The organism is Streptomyces sp. NPDC017520 (assembly GCF_044329855.1).
Classification (GTDB): Bacteria; Actinomycetota; Actinomycetes; order Streptomycetales; family Streptomycetaceae; genus Streptomyces.
In genome coordinates, this window is record NZ_JBIRKB010000009.1 from 119,574 (window position 1) to 136,871 (window position 17,298).

The 17,298-nt window shown below is 71.7% G+C and carries 10 protein-coding genes and 3 pseudogenes; 5 read left to right on the plus strand and 8 right to left on the minus strand.

Going from position 1 to position 17,298, the window contains the following annotated elements; genetic code table 11:
- Window positions 1-2: 2 nt before the first annotated feature.
- Together ACH4KB_RS22610 and ACH4KB_RS22615 are read right to left on the minus strand one after the other, a co-directional pair.
- On the minus strand, window positions 3-2,153 hold the full coding sequence (locus ACH4KB_RS22610) for a discoidin domain-containing protein (RefSeq protein WP_398067680.1): 2,151 nt from the start codon (window positions 2,151-2,153) through the stop codon (window positions 3-5).
- Window positions 2,154-2,336: 183 nt separating this feature from the next.
- A complete protein-coding gene (locus tag ACH4KB_RS22615) occupies window positions 2,337-4,553 on the minus strand; it encodes a discoidin domain-containing protein (RefSeq protein WP_398067681.1) in 2,217 nt (738 codons plus the stop codon).
- Window positions 4,554-4,797: 244 nt separating this feature from the next.
- On the opposite strand from ACH4KB_RS22615, the gene ACH4KB_RS22620 reads away from it, so the two are divergent.
- Window positions 4,798-5,292 (plus strand): ATP-binding protein, encoded by a 495-nt coding sequence (locus ACH4KB_RS22620; protein WP_398067682.1) that lies wholly within the window; start codon window positions 4,798-4,800, stop codon window positions 5,290-5,292.
- 266 nt (window positions 5,293-5,558) lie between these two features.
- Here ACH4KB_RS22620 and ACH4KB_RS22625 read toward each other — a convergent pair whose 3' ends face one another.
- Window positions 5,559-7,082 carry an alpha/beta fold hydrolase gene (locus ACH4KB_RS22625; protein WP_398067683.1) on the minus strand — a complete coding sequence of 508 codons (1,524 nt, stop codon included), beginning with the start codon at window positions 7,080-7,082 and terminating at the stop codon, window positions 5,559-5,561.
- Between the two features lie 199 nt (window positions 7,083-7,281).
- On the opposite strand from ACH4KB_RS22625, the gene paaK reads away from it, so the two are divergent.
- A complete protein-coding gene (gene paaK, locus ACH4KB_RS22630) occupies window positions 7,282-8,577 on the plus strand; it encodes a phenylacetate--CoA ligase PaaK (RefSeq protein WP_398067684.1) in 1,296 nt (431 codons plus the stop codon).
- 111 nt (window positions 8,578-8,688) lie between these two features.
- Window positions 8,689-8,894, plus strand: a pseudogene (locus tag ACH4KB_RS22635) (amino acid ABC transporter substrate-binding protein); the annotation flags it as partial.
- Between the two features lie 141 nt (window positions 8,895-9,035).
- Here the strand turns inward: ACH4KB_RS22635 and ACH4KB_RS22640 are convergent.
- Together ACH4KB_RS22640 and ACH4KB_RS22645 are read right to left on the minus strand one after the other, a co-directional pair.
- Window positions 9,036-9,213: pseudogene (locus ACH4KB_RS22640) on the minus strand (DNA-binding response regulator); the annotation flags it as partial.
- A gap of 66 nt (window positions 9,214-9,279) precedes the next feature.
- A pseudogene (locus ACH4KB_RS22645) lies at window positions 9,280-9,432 on the minus strand (sensor histidine kinase); the annotation flags it as partial.
- On the opposite strand from ACH4KB_RS22645, the gene ACH4KB_RS22650 reads away from it, so the two are divergent.
- Window positions 9,374-9,577 carry a hypothetical protein gene (locus ACH4KB_RS22650; RefSeq protein ID WP_398067685.1) on the plus strand — a complete coding sequence of 68 codons (204 nt, stop codon included), beginning with the start codon at window positions 9,374-9,376 and terminating at the stop codon, window positions 9,575-9,577. The pseudogene ACH4KB_RS22645 and the gene ACH4KB_RS22650 sit on opposite strands and share 59 nt — an antisense overlap.
- Here the strand turns inward: ACH4KB_RS22650 and ACH4KB_RS22655 are convergent.
- On the minus strand, window positions 9,546-11,045 hold the full coding sequence (locus ACH4KB_RS22655) for an acyl-CoA synthetase (RefSeq protein ID WP_398067686.1): 1,500 nt from the start codon (window positions 11,043-11,045) through the stop codon (window positions 9,546-9,548). The genes ACH4KB_RS22650 and ACH4KB_RS22655 overlap by 32 nt on opposite strands.
- 157 nt (window positions 11,046-11,202) lie before the next feature.
- Here ACH4KB_RS22655 and ACH4KB_RS22660 point away from each other — a divergent pair, with 157 nt between their 5' ends.
- Complete coding sequence (locus tag ACH4KB_RS22660; protein WP_398067687.1) at window positions 11,203-13,617, plus strand: acylase; 2,415 nt, start codon at window positions 11,203-11,205, stop codon at window positions 13,615-13,617.
- Between the two features lie 187 nt (window positions 13,618-13,804).
- On the opposite strand, the gene ACH4KB_RS22665 is transcribed toward ACH4KB_RS22660, so the two are convergent.
- A complete protein-coding gene (locus ACH4KB_RS22665; protein ID WP_398067688.1) occupies window positions 13,805-15,355 on the minus strand; it encodes an acyl-CoA synthetase in 1,551 nt (516 codons plus the stop codon).
- Entirely contained in the window at window positions 15,352-16,461 is a 1,110-nt protein-coding gene (locus tag ACH4KB_RS22670) for an NAD(P)H-dependent flavin oxidoreductase (protein WP_398067689.1), read from the minus strand. The genes ACH4KB_RS22665 and ACH4KB_RS22670 overlap by 4 nt, the downstream gene beginning before the upstream one ends.
- Between the last annotated feature and the right edge of the window lie 837 nt (window positions 16,462-17,298).

Genomic DNA, 17,298 nt, shown 5'->3' on the forward strand with positions numbered 1-17,298 from the left:
GATCAGCTGTAGACGCCGAACTCGTGCAGTGAGTAGCCCCAGCCCGTGCCGCGGGCGGTGAGCTGGAGCCGCACGTGGCGGGCCGTTTCGGTCAGGGCGATGGTGTCGATGTCGCCGTTGCCGGTCGTCGTGGTGTGGACCGTGCGCCAGGCATTGCCGTCGTCCGAGACCTGGACCTCGTAGGACTTGGCGTAGGCCGGGTCCCACACCAGTTGCAGGTTACGGACCGGCATCCGCGCACCGAGGTCGACCGCTATCCACTGCGGGTCGCTCCAGTCGCTGGCCCAGCGGGTGTCGGTCTTGCCGTCCGTGGCGCGCTCCGGCGGGCAGGGGCAGTCGCCGTACGAGGCCTGGGAGCTGGAGGCCGTGGTGGGCTTGCCGAGAGCGACATTGGTGCCGGTCATCGGCGGCGCGACGACCTTGACCGACTTGGTCTCGATGCCCGCGTTGCCCTTCCCGTCCTCGGACTGGATGTAGACCTTCCACACGCCGAGCTTCTCGGGCGCGGTGACCGCGAACGTGCCGTCGCCCGTGGACCGGAACTGCGCCGGTACGAGCCGCTTGTCGCCGTTGGCGTAGTTGCCGCTGAGGAAGATCTTGTTGGTGAGCTGGTCGCCCTCGGGGTCGCGGATGTCCGCGTGGACGGTGAACTCCTTGCCCGCCGGGGCGGAACCGGCCGGCGTCACCGCCATGCCGGTAATGACCGGCGGCAGGTTGTCACCGGCGTTGGAGCCCGTGTACGCCTTCTTCACCGAGTAGTACGACAGCCGCTTCAGGCCGTCGGGGATCAGGTTGAACCACACCCCGCCGAAGTCGTGCTCCAGGCCGTAGTGGAAGAGGGTCGCACCCAGGGCCACGCCCCGGTGGCCGGTGACGCAGTCCCAGGACTTGGTGTAGCCGTCGCGCTTCTGCACGTCGGTCGGCTCGTCGGGGACGCCGTTGGCGTCGTCGGGCACCTCCCACTCGCCTGCGGGGCCGCTCTCGGTGATGATGTAGGGCTTGGTGTAGCCGCCCTCCTCCCAGTCCTGCTGGACCCCGCAGGTGTCGCCGTAGGCGTTCATCGAGTACAGGTCGAGGTCGGGGGCGTTGCGCTTGTAGTACGGCCAGGCGCCGGTCCACGCGTCGGTGGAGGTCACCGGGTGGTCGGCGTCGATGGAGTGGATCTTCTTGGCCACGTCGTTGACGAACGTCGTGTAGGCGTTGCGCTGGGCTTCGAGCTCCGCGCCGCTGTAGCAGTTCTGGAGGCCGAGGACGGACTCGTTGCCGACGTTCCACATGAGGGTCGCGGGGTGGTTCCTGTAGGTCTCGACCCACTTGGCGATCTCGGTGAGCATGGTCGACTTGTACGCGGTGTCGGTGACGTAGTTCGCGCAGCCGCCGCTGCCGGGGCCGCCGCCGGGCTGGAGCCAGAAGCCGTTCATGACCCGCAGGCCGTTCGCGGCGGCCGCGTCGAGAAGCGGCTTGGTGCCGGCGTCCGTGCCCCAGGTGCGGACGGTGTTGACGCCCATCGACTTCAGGTCGGGCATGTACTTCGGAGCGTCCGCCATGGACGGGCCCCAGGTGAGGCCCTTGACGGTGTACGGCTGTCCGCCGACGGTGAGCTGCCACGCGCCCTGGGAGCCGGTGACCTTGACGGCGCCGCCGGGCGGGGGGTCGGTGGTGCCCTGGGAGCCGTAGACCTGGAACTCCCAGAGGGAGTAGCCGTATCCACCGGGGCGCGCGGTGCCGAGCATCCGGACGTAGCGGCCGGAGCCGGCGAGGGCGAGGTCGTCGGTGCCGCCGTCGCCGTCGGTGACCTTCTTCAGGGTGGTCCAGTCGGTGCCGTTGTCGCTGGCCTGGATCTCGTACGCCTTGCCGTAGGCGCCCTCCCAGGTCAGTACGGCCCGGCTCAGGTCGGACCTCTTGCCGAGGTCGATCCGGATCCACTGGGGGTCGGACCACTGGCTGGACCAGCGGGTGCCGGTGAGGTCGCCGTCGACGGCCTGTGCGGCGGAGAGGCCGGCGCCCTCGTTCGAGGAGGCGGTGGCGGTCTTGCCCTGGGAGATCAGGGGGTCGGCGGCGCGCGCCTCGGTCGGCGCGGCGATGAGCGTGAGGGAGGAGGCGAACAGCGCGCCGAGGGTCAGGGTGAGAGCGGGTCTGCGCAGGGACAGCATGGCGGCTCCTGAGGAGGATGGGGGGAACACACGGACGGCCGCCGTCGGGGAGGACGGCGGCCGTCCGTGGGAGAGAGGGTCGGCGGGTGAGCCCTCACCGCGGGGAGGTCCCCCCGGGCCGACTGTCAGGATCGGCCCGGGGGGGGGTCGTCCACCGCGGGGGGTTTCACCGCGGGGGACGGATCAGGGGAAGGAGACCAGGGTGGACGGCACGGTCGTGGTGCCGGCCGGGACCGTGGAGGCTCCGGTGTTGTTGATGACGTGGTTGTAGTGGCCCATTCCGCCGAGCGACACCACCAGCAGGCTGTGGAACTTCACGCCCGGCTTCACCGGTGCCTTGAAGCCGTGGTCCTGGCGGATGGTCGAATCGACGTTGTAGTTGCAGTAGCTGCCCATCCCCCAGCCCTCGTGCACGTCGACGGAGTCGTCGACCCGGTAGGCGGCGTAGCCCTTCGTGTCGCCGTTCTGGATGGCTGCCTGGTTGGGTGCGTCGTACGCCTTCTCGTTCTGGTAGAAGATCGTCCGGCCGCGCTCGCCGTACCACTCGACGTCGTACTTGTTGAAGTGTTCGACGAACAGGCCGGTGGCGAGCACGTCGTCGCCGTACACCCGGACCCCGTAGTCGGCGCGGTTGGTCTCCCAGCCGACGCCCTCGCCGTGGTCGGCGCGCCACACCCAGGTGTGGTCGATGATCACGTCGTCGCTGTGGACGGCGATGGAGGTGGTGGCCTTGCCGGCGCCCGCGCCGCCGATGCGGACGTAGACGTCCTGGACGGAGGTGGGGTTGGCGGCGTGGTCGGCGGAGGAGTTCTGTGTGCCGACCTCCAGCAGGGTCGGGGAGTTGACCGTGCCGGCGTCGATCAGGAAGCCGGCGAGCTTCACGCCGTCGACGTCGGCGACCTTCATCGCGGTGACGCCGCCGTCGGGGATGATCGTCGCGAGACCGAGGCCGAGGACGACCGTGTCCGCGCGGTTGACGTTGATGGGCTGGTCGACGTGGTAGATGCCGGGGGTGAAGAGGAGGTTGAGGCCCTGGGACAGCGCCTGGTTGATGGTGGCCGCGGTCGCGCCTTCCTTGACCACGTAGAACTTGTCCAGGCCGATCGAGGTGCCCTGCGGGGTGCCGTTCCAGGAGACGCCGCGGGCGTTGGTGCGCTTCTCGGGGACGAAGACCTTGTACGTGTTGCCGTCCAGGTACAGGAACGGCTTCTCGCGCGAGATCGGAGTGGTCTGGAGCGTGGTGTAGCGGGGCTCGGGGAACGAGTTGGCGGGTGCGCCCTCGACGCCCGAGAAGGTCTGGTTCCAGACGGAGTTGGACCAGCCACCGATCGAGCTGTCGCGGGTGTACCACTGCTGCTGCGAGTAGTTGCCGACCTGGCCGTCCACCTTGGAGTCGGCGATGTAGCCGCCGCTGGCCCAGCCGTAACCGTTCGGGGCCAGGTTGAGCCCGCCCTTGACGTGCATGCGGCGGAAGGAGGCGGCCTGCGAGACGGCCCAGCGGTTGGTGCCGCTGACCGGGTTGATGGCCAGGTTCTCGGCCGAACGCCAGAAGTTCTGCGTCGCGTTGCCGTTGAACCAGCCCGCGTCGACGGTCACGTCACCGTTGATGGTGGTGTCGTCGGGCTTGAGGCCGAGGCCGGAGATCGAGGTGTAGAAGCCGATCTCGGCGTTCAGGTTGTTGTAGGTGCCGGGCTTGAAGAGGAACTGGTGCCGGCCGTTGCCGAAGTGCGCCGCCTCCTGCTCGTCGAAGACCTGGTCCAGTTTGGCCTGGATGTTGGGCGTGGAGGGGTCGAAGACGTGCACGTTCGGGCCGAGGTCGCCGCCGCCGGGCAGCTGCGGGCCGTCGGTGCCGCCGGACTCGCCGTAGACCTTGAACTCCCAGAGGGAGAAACCGTACTGGGTGCCGCGTTCGGTACCGTTCACTCGGACGTAGCGGGCTTCACCACTGATGGTCAGGGTGTCGGTGCCGCCGTCGCCGTCGGTGGTCTGGTACGCGGTCGACCAGTCGGAGCCGTTGGCCGACAGCTCGACGCGGTAGCCCTTGCCGTAGGCCGCCTCCCAGTCCAGGACGACCTGGCTCAGCTTCGTGGTCGCGCCGAGGTCGACGCGGATCCACTGCGGGTCGGAGGCGGCGCTGGACCAACGGGTGGTGGCGTTGCCGTCGACGGCCGCGGTGGCCGGGGTGCCGTAGTTCTCCTCACTGGAGGCGGTGACCGGCTTGCCCTGGGACAGCAGGACGGGTGCGGCCTCGGCCCTCGCGGCGGGGACGAAGGCAAGAAGAGTGGCGGCCAGGACGGTGACCATCGCGGCGACGACGCCGCGGGAGGCCGGCCTTGGGGTACTGCGGCGGCCGGGGCCGTATGGCACCGGGGCCGCTGGGGATATGTCAACTACGGGCATGCGGGGGCTCCTAGAGATCAACCGAAGGCGAGAGAGCGCTCTCCGGGAGAATGCCCGTCGCGTAGGTCGCGGTCAAGAATCCTGACGGGACTTTCCTTTCGACTTGTATTAAGTCGTCGCCGGGGAAGCCGTGAGGTCCGATCAGGCCGCGCACCGGGTCGTGTCTGAAATGAGCGGCGGCGGGTAGGCGGAAAGGAGTCCCACTCGCGGTGAACGCGGGTGGATGTGGACGGGGGCCCGCTTCATGGACCAGTTGATGATGTACGGCAGGAACGAGCAGGAGCGTCGAGAGGCGGCCGGCACGAGCACCGTGCAAGACAGCGCCGCATACGAGATGGCCTCGGGTGAGGTCGCTCGCACCCGTGGCTTCGTGCGGGACTTCCTCTGCCGCGCTCAAGACCTGCACGGGAAGTCCGTGTCCGCGCGGGCGGTGGACGTGGCGCAGCTGGTGGTGAGCGAGCTTGCCACGAACGTGTGCAAGTACGCGCCGGGTCCGTGCCTGCTGGACCTCGAGACCGACGGCAGCATGCTGGGCATCACCATGTGGGACTCCGGCTCCGTACTTCCCGTGGCTTCACCCGCCGATCCGACCCGGGTGGGCCGGCACGGGCTGGAGCTGGTGCTCATGGTCTGCCAGAGCTTCGAGATCCGCCGGGAGCCGGTCGGCAAACGCGTCCGCGTCCAGCTCTCGCTCCACGACAGCCCCAGCGGAAACCCGGCCGGCCAGACCACTTGGTGAAGCCCCCTCGCAGGGCCGCCGGAGCCCGATGCGGTCGCGCCGCAAAGCGCCTGGGCACCCCGATGCGCGGCATGGCGACGGGCCGTGCCGGGCCCGGTCCAGGGCTGGGTGACCGTAGGGCTGTCGGGGCTCGGAAGCGGCAACGGCAGCGGCAGCGGTGACCGAGGGATGCCCACGCCACCGCCAGATCGGCTCGTCGTCGCCACTGACGCCGCTGTGTCCGAACGGGTCGAGGAACGAGAGGTCGTGCGCTTCGGCCGACCCGGTCAGGCGAGGCCGAACGACCGGATCGCCGCGAGGAACTCCTCGGGCCGTTCCGTGTGGATCAGGTGCCCGGCGTCGATGGTGACCAGCTCGGCATCCGGTACATCCCGGACCAACTGTGCGAGATGCCCCTGGTCGATGTGGCTGGTGGGGCCGCCCCCGATGACGAGGGTGGGCGCGGTGATCTCCGGGAACCGCCTCCGGACGGCCGGGTCGGGGTCGTTCAGCTGGGCGTCGGTGTCGGGGACGACGGGCCAGTCGAAGTCGAGCGCGCCCTCCGGGCGGACGGAGGGCGGCCGGGGCGGGTCGAGCGGGTGGAGGGGCGGCGCGTCCTCGATGACCAGCCGTCCGATCAGGCCCGGTTCCCGCTGGGCCAGGAGGTAGGCGGCCACCCCGCCCATGGAGTGGCCGACGACGGTCGCGCCGGCCAGGTTGCGGGCCTCCAGGAAGGCGTGCAGGTCGTCGCGGAACATCTCGAAGGTGTAGCGGCCGGGCCAGTCGCTCAGCCCGTGGCCCCGGAAGTCGGGGGCGTACACGCGGTGGTCGGCGGCCAGGTCCTCCGCGATCCGGGTCCAGGTCACGCTGGAGCCCGCCCGGCCGTGCAGGAGGACGACGGGCGGGGACGGTTCCGCGCCCCACACCCGGTACGCCAGCCGGACCCCGCCCGCCCGCACCGTGCGGATGTCGGGGTCGAGGAAGGCCTCCACCGTACGGGCGAAGGCTCCCGGGTCGTCCAGCCACGGGAAGTGCCCGGCGCCCCGCTGGACGACGAACTCGGCGCCCGGGAAGAGCGCGGCGAGCTCCGTGGCCCGGTCCGGGCTCGGGTGGCCGTCGTACTCCCCGGCGAGGACGAGGACCGGCACGGCCAGTTCGCGCAGGGCGGCGGCGGTGGAGGCGGGGTCGTGAACCTCTTCTCCGCTGTAGTGGCCGCGCGCCTCCGCGTTGGTCTGTCCGGCGGAGGCTTCGGCGTGGGCGCGGGCAGCCGCGTCCCAGCGGCCGTAGGTGAGGGGCTGGACGGCGGGCCACAGCTCGGCGAACGGTCCGCCGGCGAACAGCGCCTCCTGGGCGGCCCTGGCCACGGCGTACCAGGGCTCGTCGCGCCGCAGCTCGGAGGCCTCGCGCAGGTCCTGGTCGCTGATCCTGATGCCCACGGCCCGGGTGCTGGGCGTGACGAGGGCCAGTCGGCGCAGCCGGTCCGGGTGGCGGGCCGCGTACAGCAGGGCCAGGTCGGCCCCGGCGGAATGCGCCAGTACGTCGATCCGGTCGAGGCCCAGGTGTTCGCGCAGCGCCTCCACGTCGTCGACGAGGCGGTCGCAGCGGTACGTCGAGGGGTCCTCGGGCACACCGGAGTCGCCGGTGCCGCGGAGGTCCAGCAACACGAGCTGCCGCCGGGCGGCGAGCCCGCCGAGGTCACCGAGATACGCGCTCGCCCGCATCGGCCCGCCGGGCAGGCAGATCAGCGGTTCCCCCTCCCCCACCAGGTGATAGGCGAGCGGGGTCGTGTCGTGCGCGGAGAAGATCGGCATGCTCCCATCCGAACAGGAAGCCCGGAGCGGGCGCGCCGGACTTCGCCGCGGGCTGATCCGCCGCGAACCCCGCGTACCTCTTGCCAGCACCCCCGGCCGCCTGAATTACTGCTCCCAGGAAGATCGACCGAATGATCGGTCGCCCCCTTGCGGCCTGTTTGTCACGTACTGGCCGCCCGTTTCGGAGGGAAGGGCCCTGATGACGGCCATGCTGGACGCGGCGGAACGGCTCGGTCGCGGCGAACTCGAGGCCCTGCAACTGGAGCGGCTCCGGTCCACGCTGCGCCACGCGTACGACAACGTCCCCTTCTACCGGAACGCCTTCGACAGCGCGGGACTTCGGCCCGACGACTGCCGGGCGCTCGCCGATCTGGCCCGGTTCCCGTTCACCGTGAAGGCGGATCTGCGGGACAACTACCCGTTCGGGATGTTCGCGGTGCCGGAGCACGAGGTGCGCAGGATCCACGCCTCCAGCGGCACGACCGGGCGTCCGACGGTCGTCGGGTACACCGAACGGGACCTGGACATCTGGGCGGACGTGGTGGCCCGTTCGATCCGGGCGGCGGGCGGGCGGCCCGGCCACAAGGTTCATGTGGCGTACGGATACGGGCTGTTCACCGGCGGGCTCGGGGCGCACTACGGGGCGGAGCGGCTCGGCTGCACGGTGATCCCTGCGTCCGGGGGCATGACCGCGCGCCAGGTCCGGTTGATCCAGGACTTCCGGCCCGAGATCATCATGATCACGCCGTCGTACATGCTGACGCTGCTGGACGAGTTCGAGCGGCAGGGCGTCGATCCGCGTTCGACGTCCCTGCGGGTCGGGATCTTCGGCGCGGAGCCGTGGACCGAGGGGATGCGCCGGGAGATCGAGGAGCGGTTCGCCATCGACGCGGTCGACATATACGGGCTCTCCGAGGTGATGGGCCCGGGGGTCGCGCAGGAGTGTGTGGAGACGAAGGACGGGCTGCACATCTGGGAGGACCACTTCTATCCGGAGGTCGTGGACCCGTTCACCGGTGAGCTGTTGCCGGACGGCGAGGAGGGGGAGCTGGTCTTCACCTCGCTGACCAAGGAGGCGATGCCGGTGATCCGCTATCGCACCCGGGATCTGACGCGGCTGCTGCCGGGGACGGCGCGGGCGTGCCGCCGGATGGAGAAGGTCACCGGCCGCAGCGACGACATGGTGATCCTGCGCGGGGTGAACCTCTTCCCCACCCAGATCGAGGAGATCGTGCTGCGTACGCCGGCCGTCGCCCCGCACTTCCAGCTGCGGCTGACCCGGCACGGGCGGCTGGACGCGCTGACGGTCCTCGCGGAGGCGCGGGCGGACGCGACGGCCGGCGAACGGGAGAAGGCGGCGCGGGCCATCGCGGCGGCGGTGAAGGACGGTGTCGGGGTGTCGGTCAGCGTCGAGATCGTGGATCCGGAGTCGCTGGAACGCTCGGTGGGCAAGATCCGGCGGATCGTGGATCTGCGGGATTCCGGCACGGGCTGAGACAGCGCCGGTGACCGGCGTGTTCGCACCACCGCAGCACCCGTTCCCACCATGCGGACAGCTGCCGGGAAGTCTTGGGCAGGGAGGGCCGGGCACGGCGCGTCTCCCGCTGTGCATCTCGCCCACCGGTCCCTGGTCACCGCCCCTCTGCTCCGCCGTCGCACTCTCCGCCACCTCTCACGGGCTGTGCCCCGCAAGCGGACGAGAAGGCCCCGGACCGGGCCGCCGGTGCGACGGCGTCCTGCGCTCCGGGCAAGCTCGCCACCCAGGTGTCCGGCAAGCTGACCGTGGGCACCGACAAGCCCGTGTACGCCCCCTAATTCTCCGACGACGAACCGTCCAACGGAGAGGGCTTCGAGTCGCCGGATCGCCCGCGAGCGGGACCGGCGGGCCCGAGCCCGGCGGGCCACCGCGCTCGCCGCGCAGGCGGCGTGGCGGCTGCAGGGGCGGGGCGGCGGCACCAGGCAGCGGGTGATGGCGGGTGCGAGGAGGGCGTCGCCGGTGCGGACCGTGCGGACGGCGGCGGTCAGGCTGCTCGGGCGTGACGTCCTTGAGGAGGAAGCCGCTGACCCCGGCGGACAGCGCCGCGTAGACGTACCGGTCGAGGTCGAAGGTGGTCAGGACGATGACTCGGGGGCATTCGGGGTGAGGGCTCCCTCCTGCTCCGGCGGCGTCGGGGGCCCCGGGCGGGGCGAGGATACGGCCGGCCTTCAGGGTTCCGTCGTAGACGGCGAGTCGCTCCCGGAGCCCGATGAGGCCCCGGCCGTTCCCGGTGGCCGCACCGGATCGTCCACCGGTGTCGGTGACCTCCACCCGGAGCCGGTCCGGGCCGTACTCGACGGTCACGGCGGCGGTCCCTCTGGCGCTGGGCGGCCTGCTCATCGCCGTCGCCGGTGCGCTGCTGCCCGCCGGCCGGGGCGCCCGGGCCCGGACCGCCACGGCGCTGCGCACCGAGGAGGAGACCGGGCTCAGGCCAGCTCGTCCCGCAGTTGCCTCTTGAGGATCTTTCCGCTGGCGTTGCGCGGGAGCGACTCCACGAACACGACCCGCTTGGGCGCCTTGAAGGCGGTGAGCTTCTCGCGGGCGTGGGCGATGAGTTCGCTCTCGCCCGCCTCGCCGCGCAGGACGACGACGGCGGTGACGGCCTCGATCCAGCGGTCGTCGGGGAGGCCGATGACCGCGGTCTCGGCGACGGCGGGGTGGGTGTAGAGGGCGTCCTCGACCTGGCGGGAGGCGACCAGGACGCCGCCGGAGTTGATGACGTCCTTGACCCGGTCGACGACGGTGAGGAAGCCCTCGGCGTCGCGGACGGCGAGGTCACCGGAGTGGAACCAGCCGTCGCGGAAGGCGTCCGCCGTCTCCTCGGGCTTGTCCCAGTAGCCGGAGCACAGTTGGGGCGAGCGGTAGACGACCTCGCCGGCGGTGCCGTCGGGGACGTCCTCGCCCTTCTCGTCGACGACCCGGGCCTCCACGAAGAGGACCGGCCGGCCGCAGGACTCCATCCGGCCCTCGTGCTCGTCGGGGCCCAGCACGGTGGCCAGGGGGCCGATCTCGCTCTGGCCGAAGCAGTTGAAGAAGGCCAGGTGCGGGAGGCGTCTGCGCAGTCGCTCGAGGACGGGCACGGGCATGATCGAGGCCCCGTAGAACGCCTTGCGCAGACCGGCGAGGTCGCGGGCGGCGAACTCCGGGTGGTTGGCGAGCCCGATCCAGACCGTGGGCGGGGCGAACAGGCTGTCGGCCTCCCCCGCTTCCACGAGGTCGAAGATCGTGGCGGCGTCCGGCGCGTCCAGGATGGTGTTCTCCGCGCCGACCGCCAGATACGGCAGCAGGAACACGTGCATCTGGGCCGAGTGGTAGAGCGGCAGGGAGTGCACGGGCCGGTCCGCGGCGTCGAGGCCGAGCGCGGTGATCGCGCTGACGTACTCGTGGACCAGGGCTCCGTGTGTCATCATCGCGCCTTTGGGCAGGGCGGTGGTCCCGGAGGTGTACAGCAGCTGCACCAGGTCGTCAGAGGCGGGCGGGCGCTGCGGGGTGAAGATTCGTTCCGTCTCCAGGGCGTCGAGCAGCGAGCCGGGGGCGTCGCGCAGCGCGCGGACCGGGAGTCCGGCGGGGAGCCGCGCTGCGAGGTCCGGGTCGGTCAGGACGAGGGAGGAGCCGGACTGGCCGAGGAGGTAGGTCAGGTCGTCGCCGGTGAGGTTCTGGTTGACCGGTACGTGGACGAGACCGGCCCGTGCGCAGGCGAGGAAGCCGATCAGATAGGCGTCGGAGTTGTGCGCGTAGGCGGCCACCCGGTCGCCGGGGGCGAGAGCGTGCTCCTCGGTGAGGACGGCGGCGGCCGTGGAGACGGCGGCGTCCAGGGAGCGGTAGGTCCAGGCCCGGCCGGCGTACCGCACGGCGGTCCGGTCGGGGGTGCGCCGGGCGCTGCGGGTGAGGACGCCGTCGACTGTGCTGCTGCGTACACCTGTCATGGCGTGATCCTGTGTGTCCGGGCCCCCGGGGGTCAAGAGGCCGGATACCGACCAGACGGTTGACAGCCTCCGGGGCTCACTGGCTGAGTGACGCTTGGCCGTCCGGGCGTTCCGGACCGGCCGCGCCGTGCCACCCGCACCGCTGGGAGGAATCACCTTGACGTTACGCAACCGTCTGAGACTGCTCGGGGTCGCCGGTCTCGCCCTGTTCACCGTGTCGGCGTCGCTGCCGCCGGCCGCCGCGTCCGGGACCCACGAGACGCGGCACCCGTCCGGGGGAGGTCTCTCCGCCGTCATCCGGTACACGGAGTACGGCATTCCGCACATCGTGGCGAAGGACTACGCGCGGCTGGGGTTCGGCACCGGCTGGGCGCAGGCCGCCGACCAGGTGTGCACGCTGGCGGACGGCTTCCTCACGGTGCGCGGGGAGCGGTCGAGGTTCTTCGGCCCGGACGCCGCCACGGACTACTCCCTCTCCTCGGCGGCGACGAACCTCTCCAGCGACCTGTACTTCCGGGGCGTCCGGGACAGCGGCACGGTGGAGAAGCTGCTCGATGAGCCCGCTCCCGCCGGTCCGAGCCGGGACGTCAAGGAGACGATGCGCGGGTTCGCCGCCGGGTACAACGCGTGGATCGCGCAGAACCGGATCACCGACCCGGCCTGCCGGGGCGCTTCCTGGGTACGCCCGGTGACGGCGCTGGACGTGGCGGCGCGCGGCTACGCGCTGGCGGTGCTCGGCGGCCAGGGGCGCGGCATCGACGGCATCACGGCCGCGCGGCCGCCGACCGCCGCTCCCCCGGCGGCGGGGGTCACGCCCGAGGAGGCGGCGACGGCGGCGGAGCGGCTGCTCTCGACGCAGAACGCGGACATGGGGTCCAACGCGGTGGCCTTCGACGGCTCCACCACGGTGAACGGGCGCGGGCTGCTGCTCGGCAACCCGCACTACCCGTGGCAGGGCGGACGCCGCTTCTGGCAGGTGCAGCAGACGATCCCCGGCGAGCTGAACGTGTCGGGCGCGTCCCTGCTGGGCTCGACGACGATCTCGATCGGGCACAACGCCGATGTGGCGTGGAGCCATACGGTCGCCACGGGCGTCACGCTGAACCTGCATCAGCTCAGCCTCGATCCGGCCGACCCGACCGCCTATCTGGTGGACGGCAAGCGGGAGCGGATGACGAAGCGGACGGTGAGCGTCCCGGTGAAGGGCGGGGCCGACGTGACCCGCACTCAGTGGTGGACCCGCTACGGGCCGGTGGTCACCTCGATGGGCGCGGCGCTGCCGCTGCCGTGGACGGCGAGCACGGCGTACGCGCTGAACGACCCGAACGCGACGAATCTGCGGATGGCGGACACCGGTCTGGGCTTCGGCAAGGCTCGTTCCACAGGTGACGTCGAGCGGGCGCTGCACCGGTCGCAGGGCATGCCGTGGGTGAACACGATCGCGGCGGACCGGGCGGGTCACTCGTTCTTCGCGCAGTCGCAGGTGCTGCCGAGAATCACCGACGAGTTGGCGGAGCGCTGCTCGACCCCGCTGGGCCGGGCCACCTACCCCGCTTCCGGCCTGGCGGTGCTGGACGGTTCGAGGGCGGACTGCGCGCTGGGCAGCGACCCGGACGCGGTGCGGCCGGGGATCTTCGGCCCGGGCCGGATGCCGGTGCTGAAGAACCAGCCGTACGTGGAGAACTCCAACGACAGCGCGTGGCTGACCAACGCGGACCGGCCGCTGACCGGGTACGAGCGGGTCTTCGGCACGATCGCGACGCCCCGATCGATGCGGACGCGCGGCGCGGTCGAGGACGTCGCGTCGATGGCGGACCGGGGCCGGCTCCGGGTCGGGGACCTCCAGCGGCAGCAGTTCGCCAACCGTGCGCCTGCCGGGGATCTGGCCGCCTCCGAAACGGCCGAGTGGTGTGCGGCGCTGCCGGGCGGCACGGCCGTGGGCACGGACGGGACGCCGGTCGACGTGTCGGCGGCCTGCCGGGTGCTGCGCCGCTGGGACCGGACCGTGGACAGCGACAGCCGGGGCGCGCTGCTCTTCGACCGGTTCTGGCGGAAGGCGTCGTCCGTGCGCGCCGCCGAGTTGTGGAGGACGCCGTTCGATCCGGCCGATCCGGTGCGCACCCCGCGCGGTCTGAACACAGCCGTGCCCGGCGTGGGCAGGGCCCTGGCGGACGCCGTGGCGGAGCTGCGGGCGGCGGGCATCGCGCTGGACGCGCCGCTGGGCGAGCACCAGTTCGTCGTGCGGAACGGCGAGCGGCTCCCGATCGGCGGCGGGACGGAGTCGCTGGGCATCTGGAACAAGACCGAGCCTCGGTGGAACGCGGCGGGAGGCGGCTATACGGAGGTGTCGTCGGGCTCCAGCTACATCCAGGCGGTCGGCTGGGACGACAGCCGTTGCCCGGTGGCCCGGACGCTGCTGACGTACTCCCAGTCGGAGAACCCGAAGTCACCGCAGTACAGCGACCAGACCCGCCTGTACGCGGGGGAGCGCTGGGTGACGTCCCGGTTCTGCGAGAAGGACATCGCCCGCTCGCCGGCCCTGCGGGTGGTGCGGGTGCACGAGCGGCGGTAGCGCGGTGGGCGGCTGGGTGCGCCCATCCGCCGTGCGAAGGGCGTCCGCCTCGGCCGCGGGCGCCCTTCTCGCCGACGTGGCGTGAACGTCCGCGCGGACCGGCACGCTCCGCCGAGCCGTCTGCGGCGAAGGCGGCGGGCGGCCGTCACGTCATGCCGAAGAACCGTGTCCGCTCGGCCCCATTGCTCTACAGGGGACGCAGGCGCCCCTCCCAGTACGGTTCGCGCAGCCGCCGTTTGTAGAGCTTGCCGTTGGGGTCGCGGGGCATCGCGGTGACGAAGTCGAGGCTCCGGGGCCGTTTGTACCCGGCGAGCCGCTCCTCGCAGTGGGCGAGGATCGCGGCGGCGAGCGCCGGTGACGGCTCGTGGCCCTCGGCCGGTTCGACGACGGCCTTGACCTCCTCGCCCCGGTCGGCGTGCGGGATGCCGAAGGCGGCGGCGTCCGCGACGGCGGGGTGGGTGAGCAGGACCGACTCGATCTCGGCGGGGTAGATGTTGACCCCGCCGGCGATGATCATGTCGATCTTGCGGTCGCGGAGGAAGAGGTAGCCGTCCGCGTCGAGCACGCCGAGGTCACCGACCGTGAAGAAGTCGCCGATACGGTTCGTGCGGGTCTTCGACTCGTCCTTGTGGTAGCTGAAGCCGCCGGTGCTCATCTTCATGTAGACGGTGCCGAGTTCGCCCGCCGGGAGCCGGTTGCCGTCGTCGTCGAAGACGGCCAGCTCGCTGATCGGCCAGGCCTTGCCGACGGTGCCCGGCTTCTTCAGCCAGTCCTCGGCGGTGGCGAACGCTCCCCCGCCCTCGCTCGCCGCGTAGTACTCCTCGACGCAGCTCCCCCACCAGTCGATCATGGCGCGTTTGACGTGGTCGGGGCAGGGGGCCGCCCCGTGGATGGCGTGCCGCATGGAGGAGACGTCGTAGCGGGCCTTCACCTCGTCGGGCAGCGCGAGCAGCCGGTGGAACTGGGTGGGGACCATGTGGGTGTGGGTGCAGCGGTGGGCGTCGACGAGGCGCAGCATCTCCTCGGGCGACCAGCCGTCCATCAGGACCAGCGGGTGGCCGATGTGGAGTGCCGCGCCCGCGAACTGGAGCACGGCGGTGTGGTAGAGCGGTGAGCAGACCAGGTGGACGTTGTCGTCGAACGGGCGGATGCCGAAGATGCCGAGAAACCCGCCGAGATAGGTCTCCTCGGGGCGTTTGCCGGGCAGGGGGCGTCTGATGCCGCGCGGGCGGCCCGTGGTGCCCGAGGTGTAGTTCATGACCCAGCCGAGGGTGCGGTTCCCGGGCGGGGTGGCGGGGTGGCCTTCGAGGAGTTCGGCCCAGGGGCGGCAGCCGGGGACCGTGCCGACGCCGTAGCGGTGGGTCGCGGGCAGTTCCGCCTCGTCGGCGGCGGCCGTCGCGGTGGCCGCGAAGCGTTCGTGGGCGATCAGGACACGGGCCCCCGAGTCGGCGACGATCCAGGCGATCTCGGGGCCGACGAGGTGGTGGTTGACCGGGACGAGGTAGAAGCCGGCCTGCGAGGCGGCGAGGTGGGCGGTGAGGAGTTCGACGCCGTTGGGCAGGACGACGGCGAAGGCATCGCCCTCGCGCAGTCCGGCCGCGCGCAGTCCATGAACCATGCGGTTGACGTCGGCGTGGAGCCGGCCCGCGCTCCACTCCTCGCCGTCGGGGGCGATCAGGACCGTGCGGTCGGGGTCGGTGGCGGCCTGGGCCCAGAAGCCGTTGGGCGGCTGGTTCACGTGGTACTCCTTCCGGCGATGCGGTTCATGCGGGTGACGGCCCGTTCGAAGCCGCGGGTCAGGTCGTCGACGACGGCCCGGACGCTGCGTTCGCTGGTCATCCGGCCGACGATCTGCCCGACGGGTGTGCCCAGCAACGCGCCGACCTCGTACTTCTGGATCCGGGAGACGGCCTCGGCGACCAGCAGCCCCTGGAGCGGCATGGGCAGGGTGCCGGGTCCTGCCGCGTCGTCCCAGGCGTCGGTCCACGCGGTACGGAGCTGGCGCGCGGGTTTCCCCGTGAGGGCGCGGGAGCGGATGGTGTCGCCGGAGCCGGCGGCCAGGAGCTTGGCGGTCAGGGCCGGGGAGTGCAGGTCGGCCTCCTCGGTGGTGAGCCAGAGGGAGCCGAGCCAGACGCCCTGCGCGCCGAGGGCGATCCCGGCGGCGGCCTGTTCGCCGCTGCCGATGCCTCCGGCGGCGAGCACGGGCAGGGGGGCGACGGCCTCGACGACTTCGGGGACCAGCACCATGGAGCCGATCTCGCCGGTGTGGCCGCCCGCTTCGTACCCCTGGGCGACGACGACGTCGATGCCCGCCTCCGCGTGCCGCCGGGCGTGCCGGGCACTGCCGGCCAGGGCGGCGACGAGGACCCCGTGGTCGTGGGCCCGTTCGATGACGTCGGCGGGCGGTGAGCCGAGGGCGTTGGCGAGGAGTTTGACCGGGTAGTCGAAGGCCACGTCGAGCTGGTTCCGGGCGACCTCCTCCATCCAGCCGGTGATGCGCCAGCGGGACGCCTCCCCCTCGGCCAGTTCGGGCACGTCGTGGCGGGCCAGGAGCTCGCGCACGAATCCGCGGTGCTCGGCCGGGATCATCGCCTCGACGTCCGCCTCGGTGACGCCCTCGACCTTCTTGGCGGGCATGACGACGTCGAGGCCGTAGGGCTTGCCGTCGGCGAGGTCGTGCAGGCGGTCCAGGTCGCGCGCGAGATCCTGGGGAGCTGTGTAGCGCACCGCTCCGAGCACGCCGAAGCCCCCGGCTCTGGTGATGGCCGCGGCGACCTCGGGGAACGGCGTGAAGCCGAAGATGGCGTGCTCGATTCCCAGTTGCTTGCTCAGCTCCGTCTCCATGGGCGGCAGGATGCCGCAGCGGGGCGGCCGAGGGAAGACCTTTTCTGATGCAGCGTCAGGTTCTTTGGGGCCGGGACGCACCCGGGAGGGCCTGGGTGACAGCAATCTCTGCGGCGGCAGGAACTTTCGGATGTGGCCGCCGGGCCGCCTCGGGTCACCCTCCAGATCGAGCGGGGGCTGGGTCCTCGATGCAGGGCTCGCCCCTCTCGTCGAGGGCCAGGCAGTCGATGACCGGCTCATCCGGGTGTGCGTCCAGTTCGGCCAGGGTCGCCCTCCACAGGGCTGCCCGCGCGGACTCGTCGTCGTACCGGTCCCGGGAGGGTGCGCCGAGTCCGGAGCCCGCTCGGGCAACGTGCTGACCTGCGGGTGTCCGGGGTGCGGGCGTCTGGGCGCGGGCATGCGCCTTCGTAACACGCCGCCGTCCGCCCCGGCCCGAGGCGGCAGGACGGACGTGCCGGGGGCGGGCACCCGGCCGTGGGAGGAACACCTTGACGCTTACGCAACCATCTGAGACTGCTGGGGGGGGTACGGGGCCCGCTCCCCCAGCCCTTCGGCCGCTTACGGGGCACGTGGAACGGTGGCCACACAGCGGAAGCCGGCGTCGTCGTCCTTCATGGTGGCGTTGCGGTATCGCGGAGGAGAGGAAGGGAGCGGCGCGGTGGAAGGGGGAAGTGCAGACCGACCCTTTGGGTTCGAAGCGCCCGGATCAGCGACTACCTGCGGGGTGCCTACACCTACGAACCGGGCACCGGGCACCGGGCACCGGGCACCGGGCACCGGGGAAATCTTGGTGGAGGGCCGTGCCGTCGAGCCGCCACCGTCGCGCCCACGGAGCCG

Coding starts and splice junctions, on each gene's coding strand:
- ACH4KB_RS22655 (WP_398067686.1), bottom strand. CDS start 11,045: ATGACAGGTGTACGCAGCAGCACAGTCGACGGCGTCCTCACCCGCAGC.
- ACH4KB_RS22625 (WP_398067683.1), bottom strand. CDS start 7,082: ATGCCGATCTTCTCCGCGCACGACACGACCCCGCTCGCCTATCACCTG.
- ACH4KB_RS22615 (WP_398067681.1), bottom strand. CDS start 4,553: ATGCCCGTAGTTGACATATCCCCAGCGGCCCCGGTGCCATACGGCCCC.
- paaK (WP_398067684.1), top strand. CDS start 7,282: ATGACGGCCATGCTGGACGCGGCGGAACGGCTCGGTCGCGGCGAACTC.
- ACH4KB_RS22620 (WP_398067682.1), top strand. CDS start 4,798: ATGGACCAGTTGATGATGTACGGCAGGAACGAGCAGGAGCGTCGAGAG.
- ACH4KB_RS22670 (WP_398067689.1), bottom strand. CDS start 16,461: ATGGAGACGGAGCTGAGCAAGCAACTGGGAATCGAGCACGCCATCTTC.
- ACH4KB_RS22610 (WP_398067680.1), bottom strand. CDS start 2,153: ATGCTGTCCCTGCGCAGACCCGCTCTCACCCTGACCCTCGGCGCGCTG.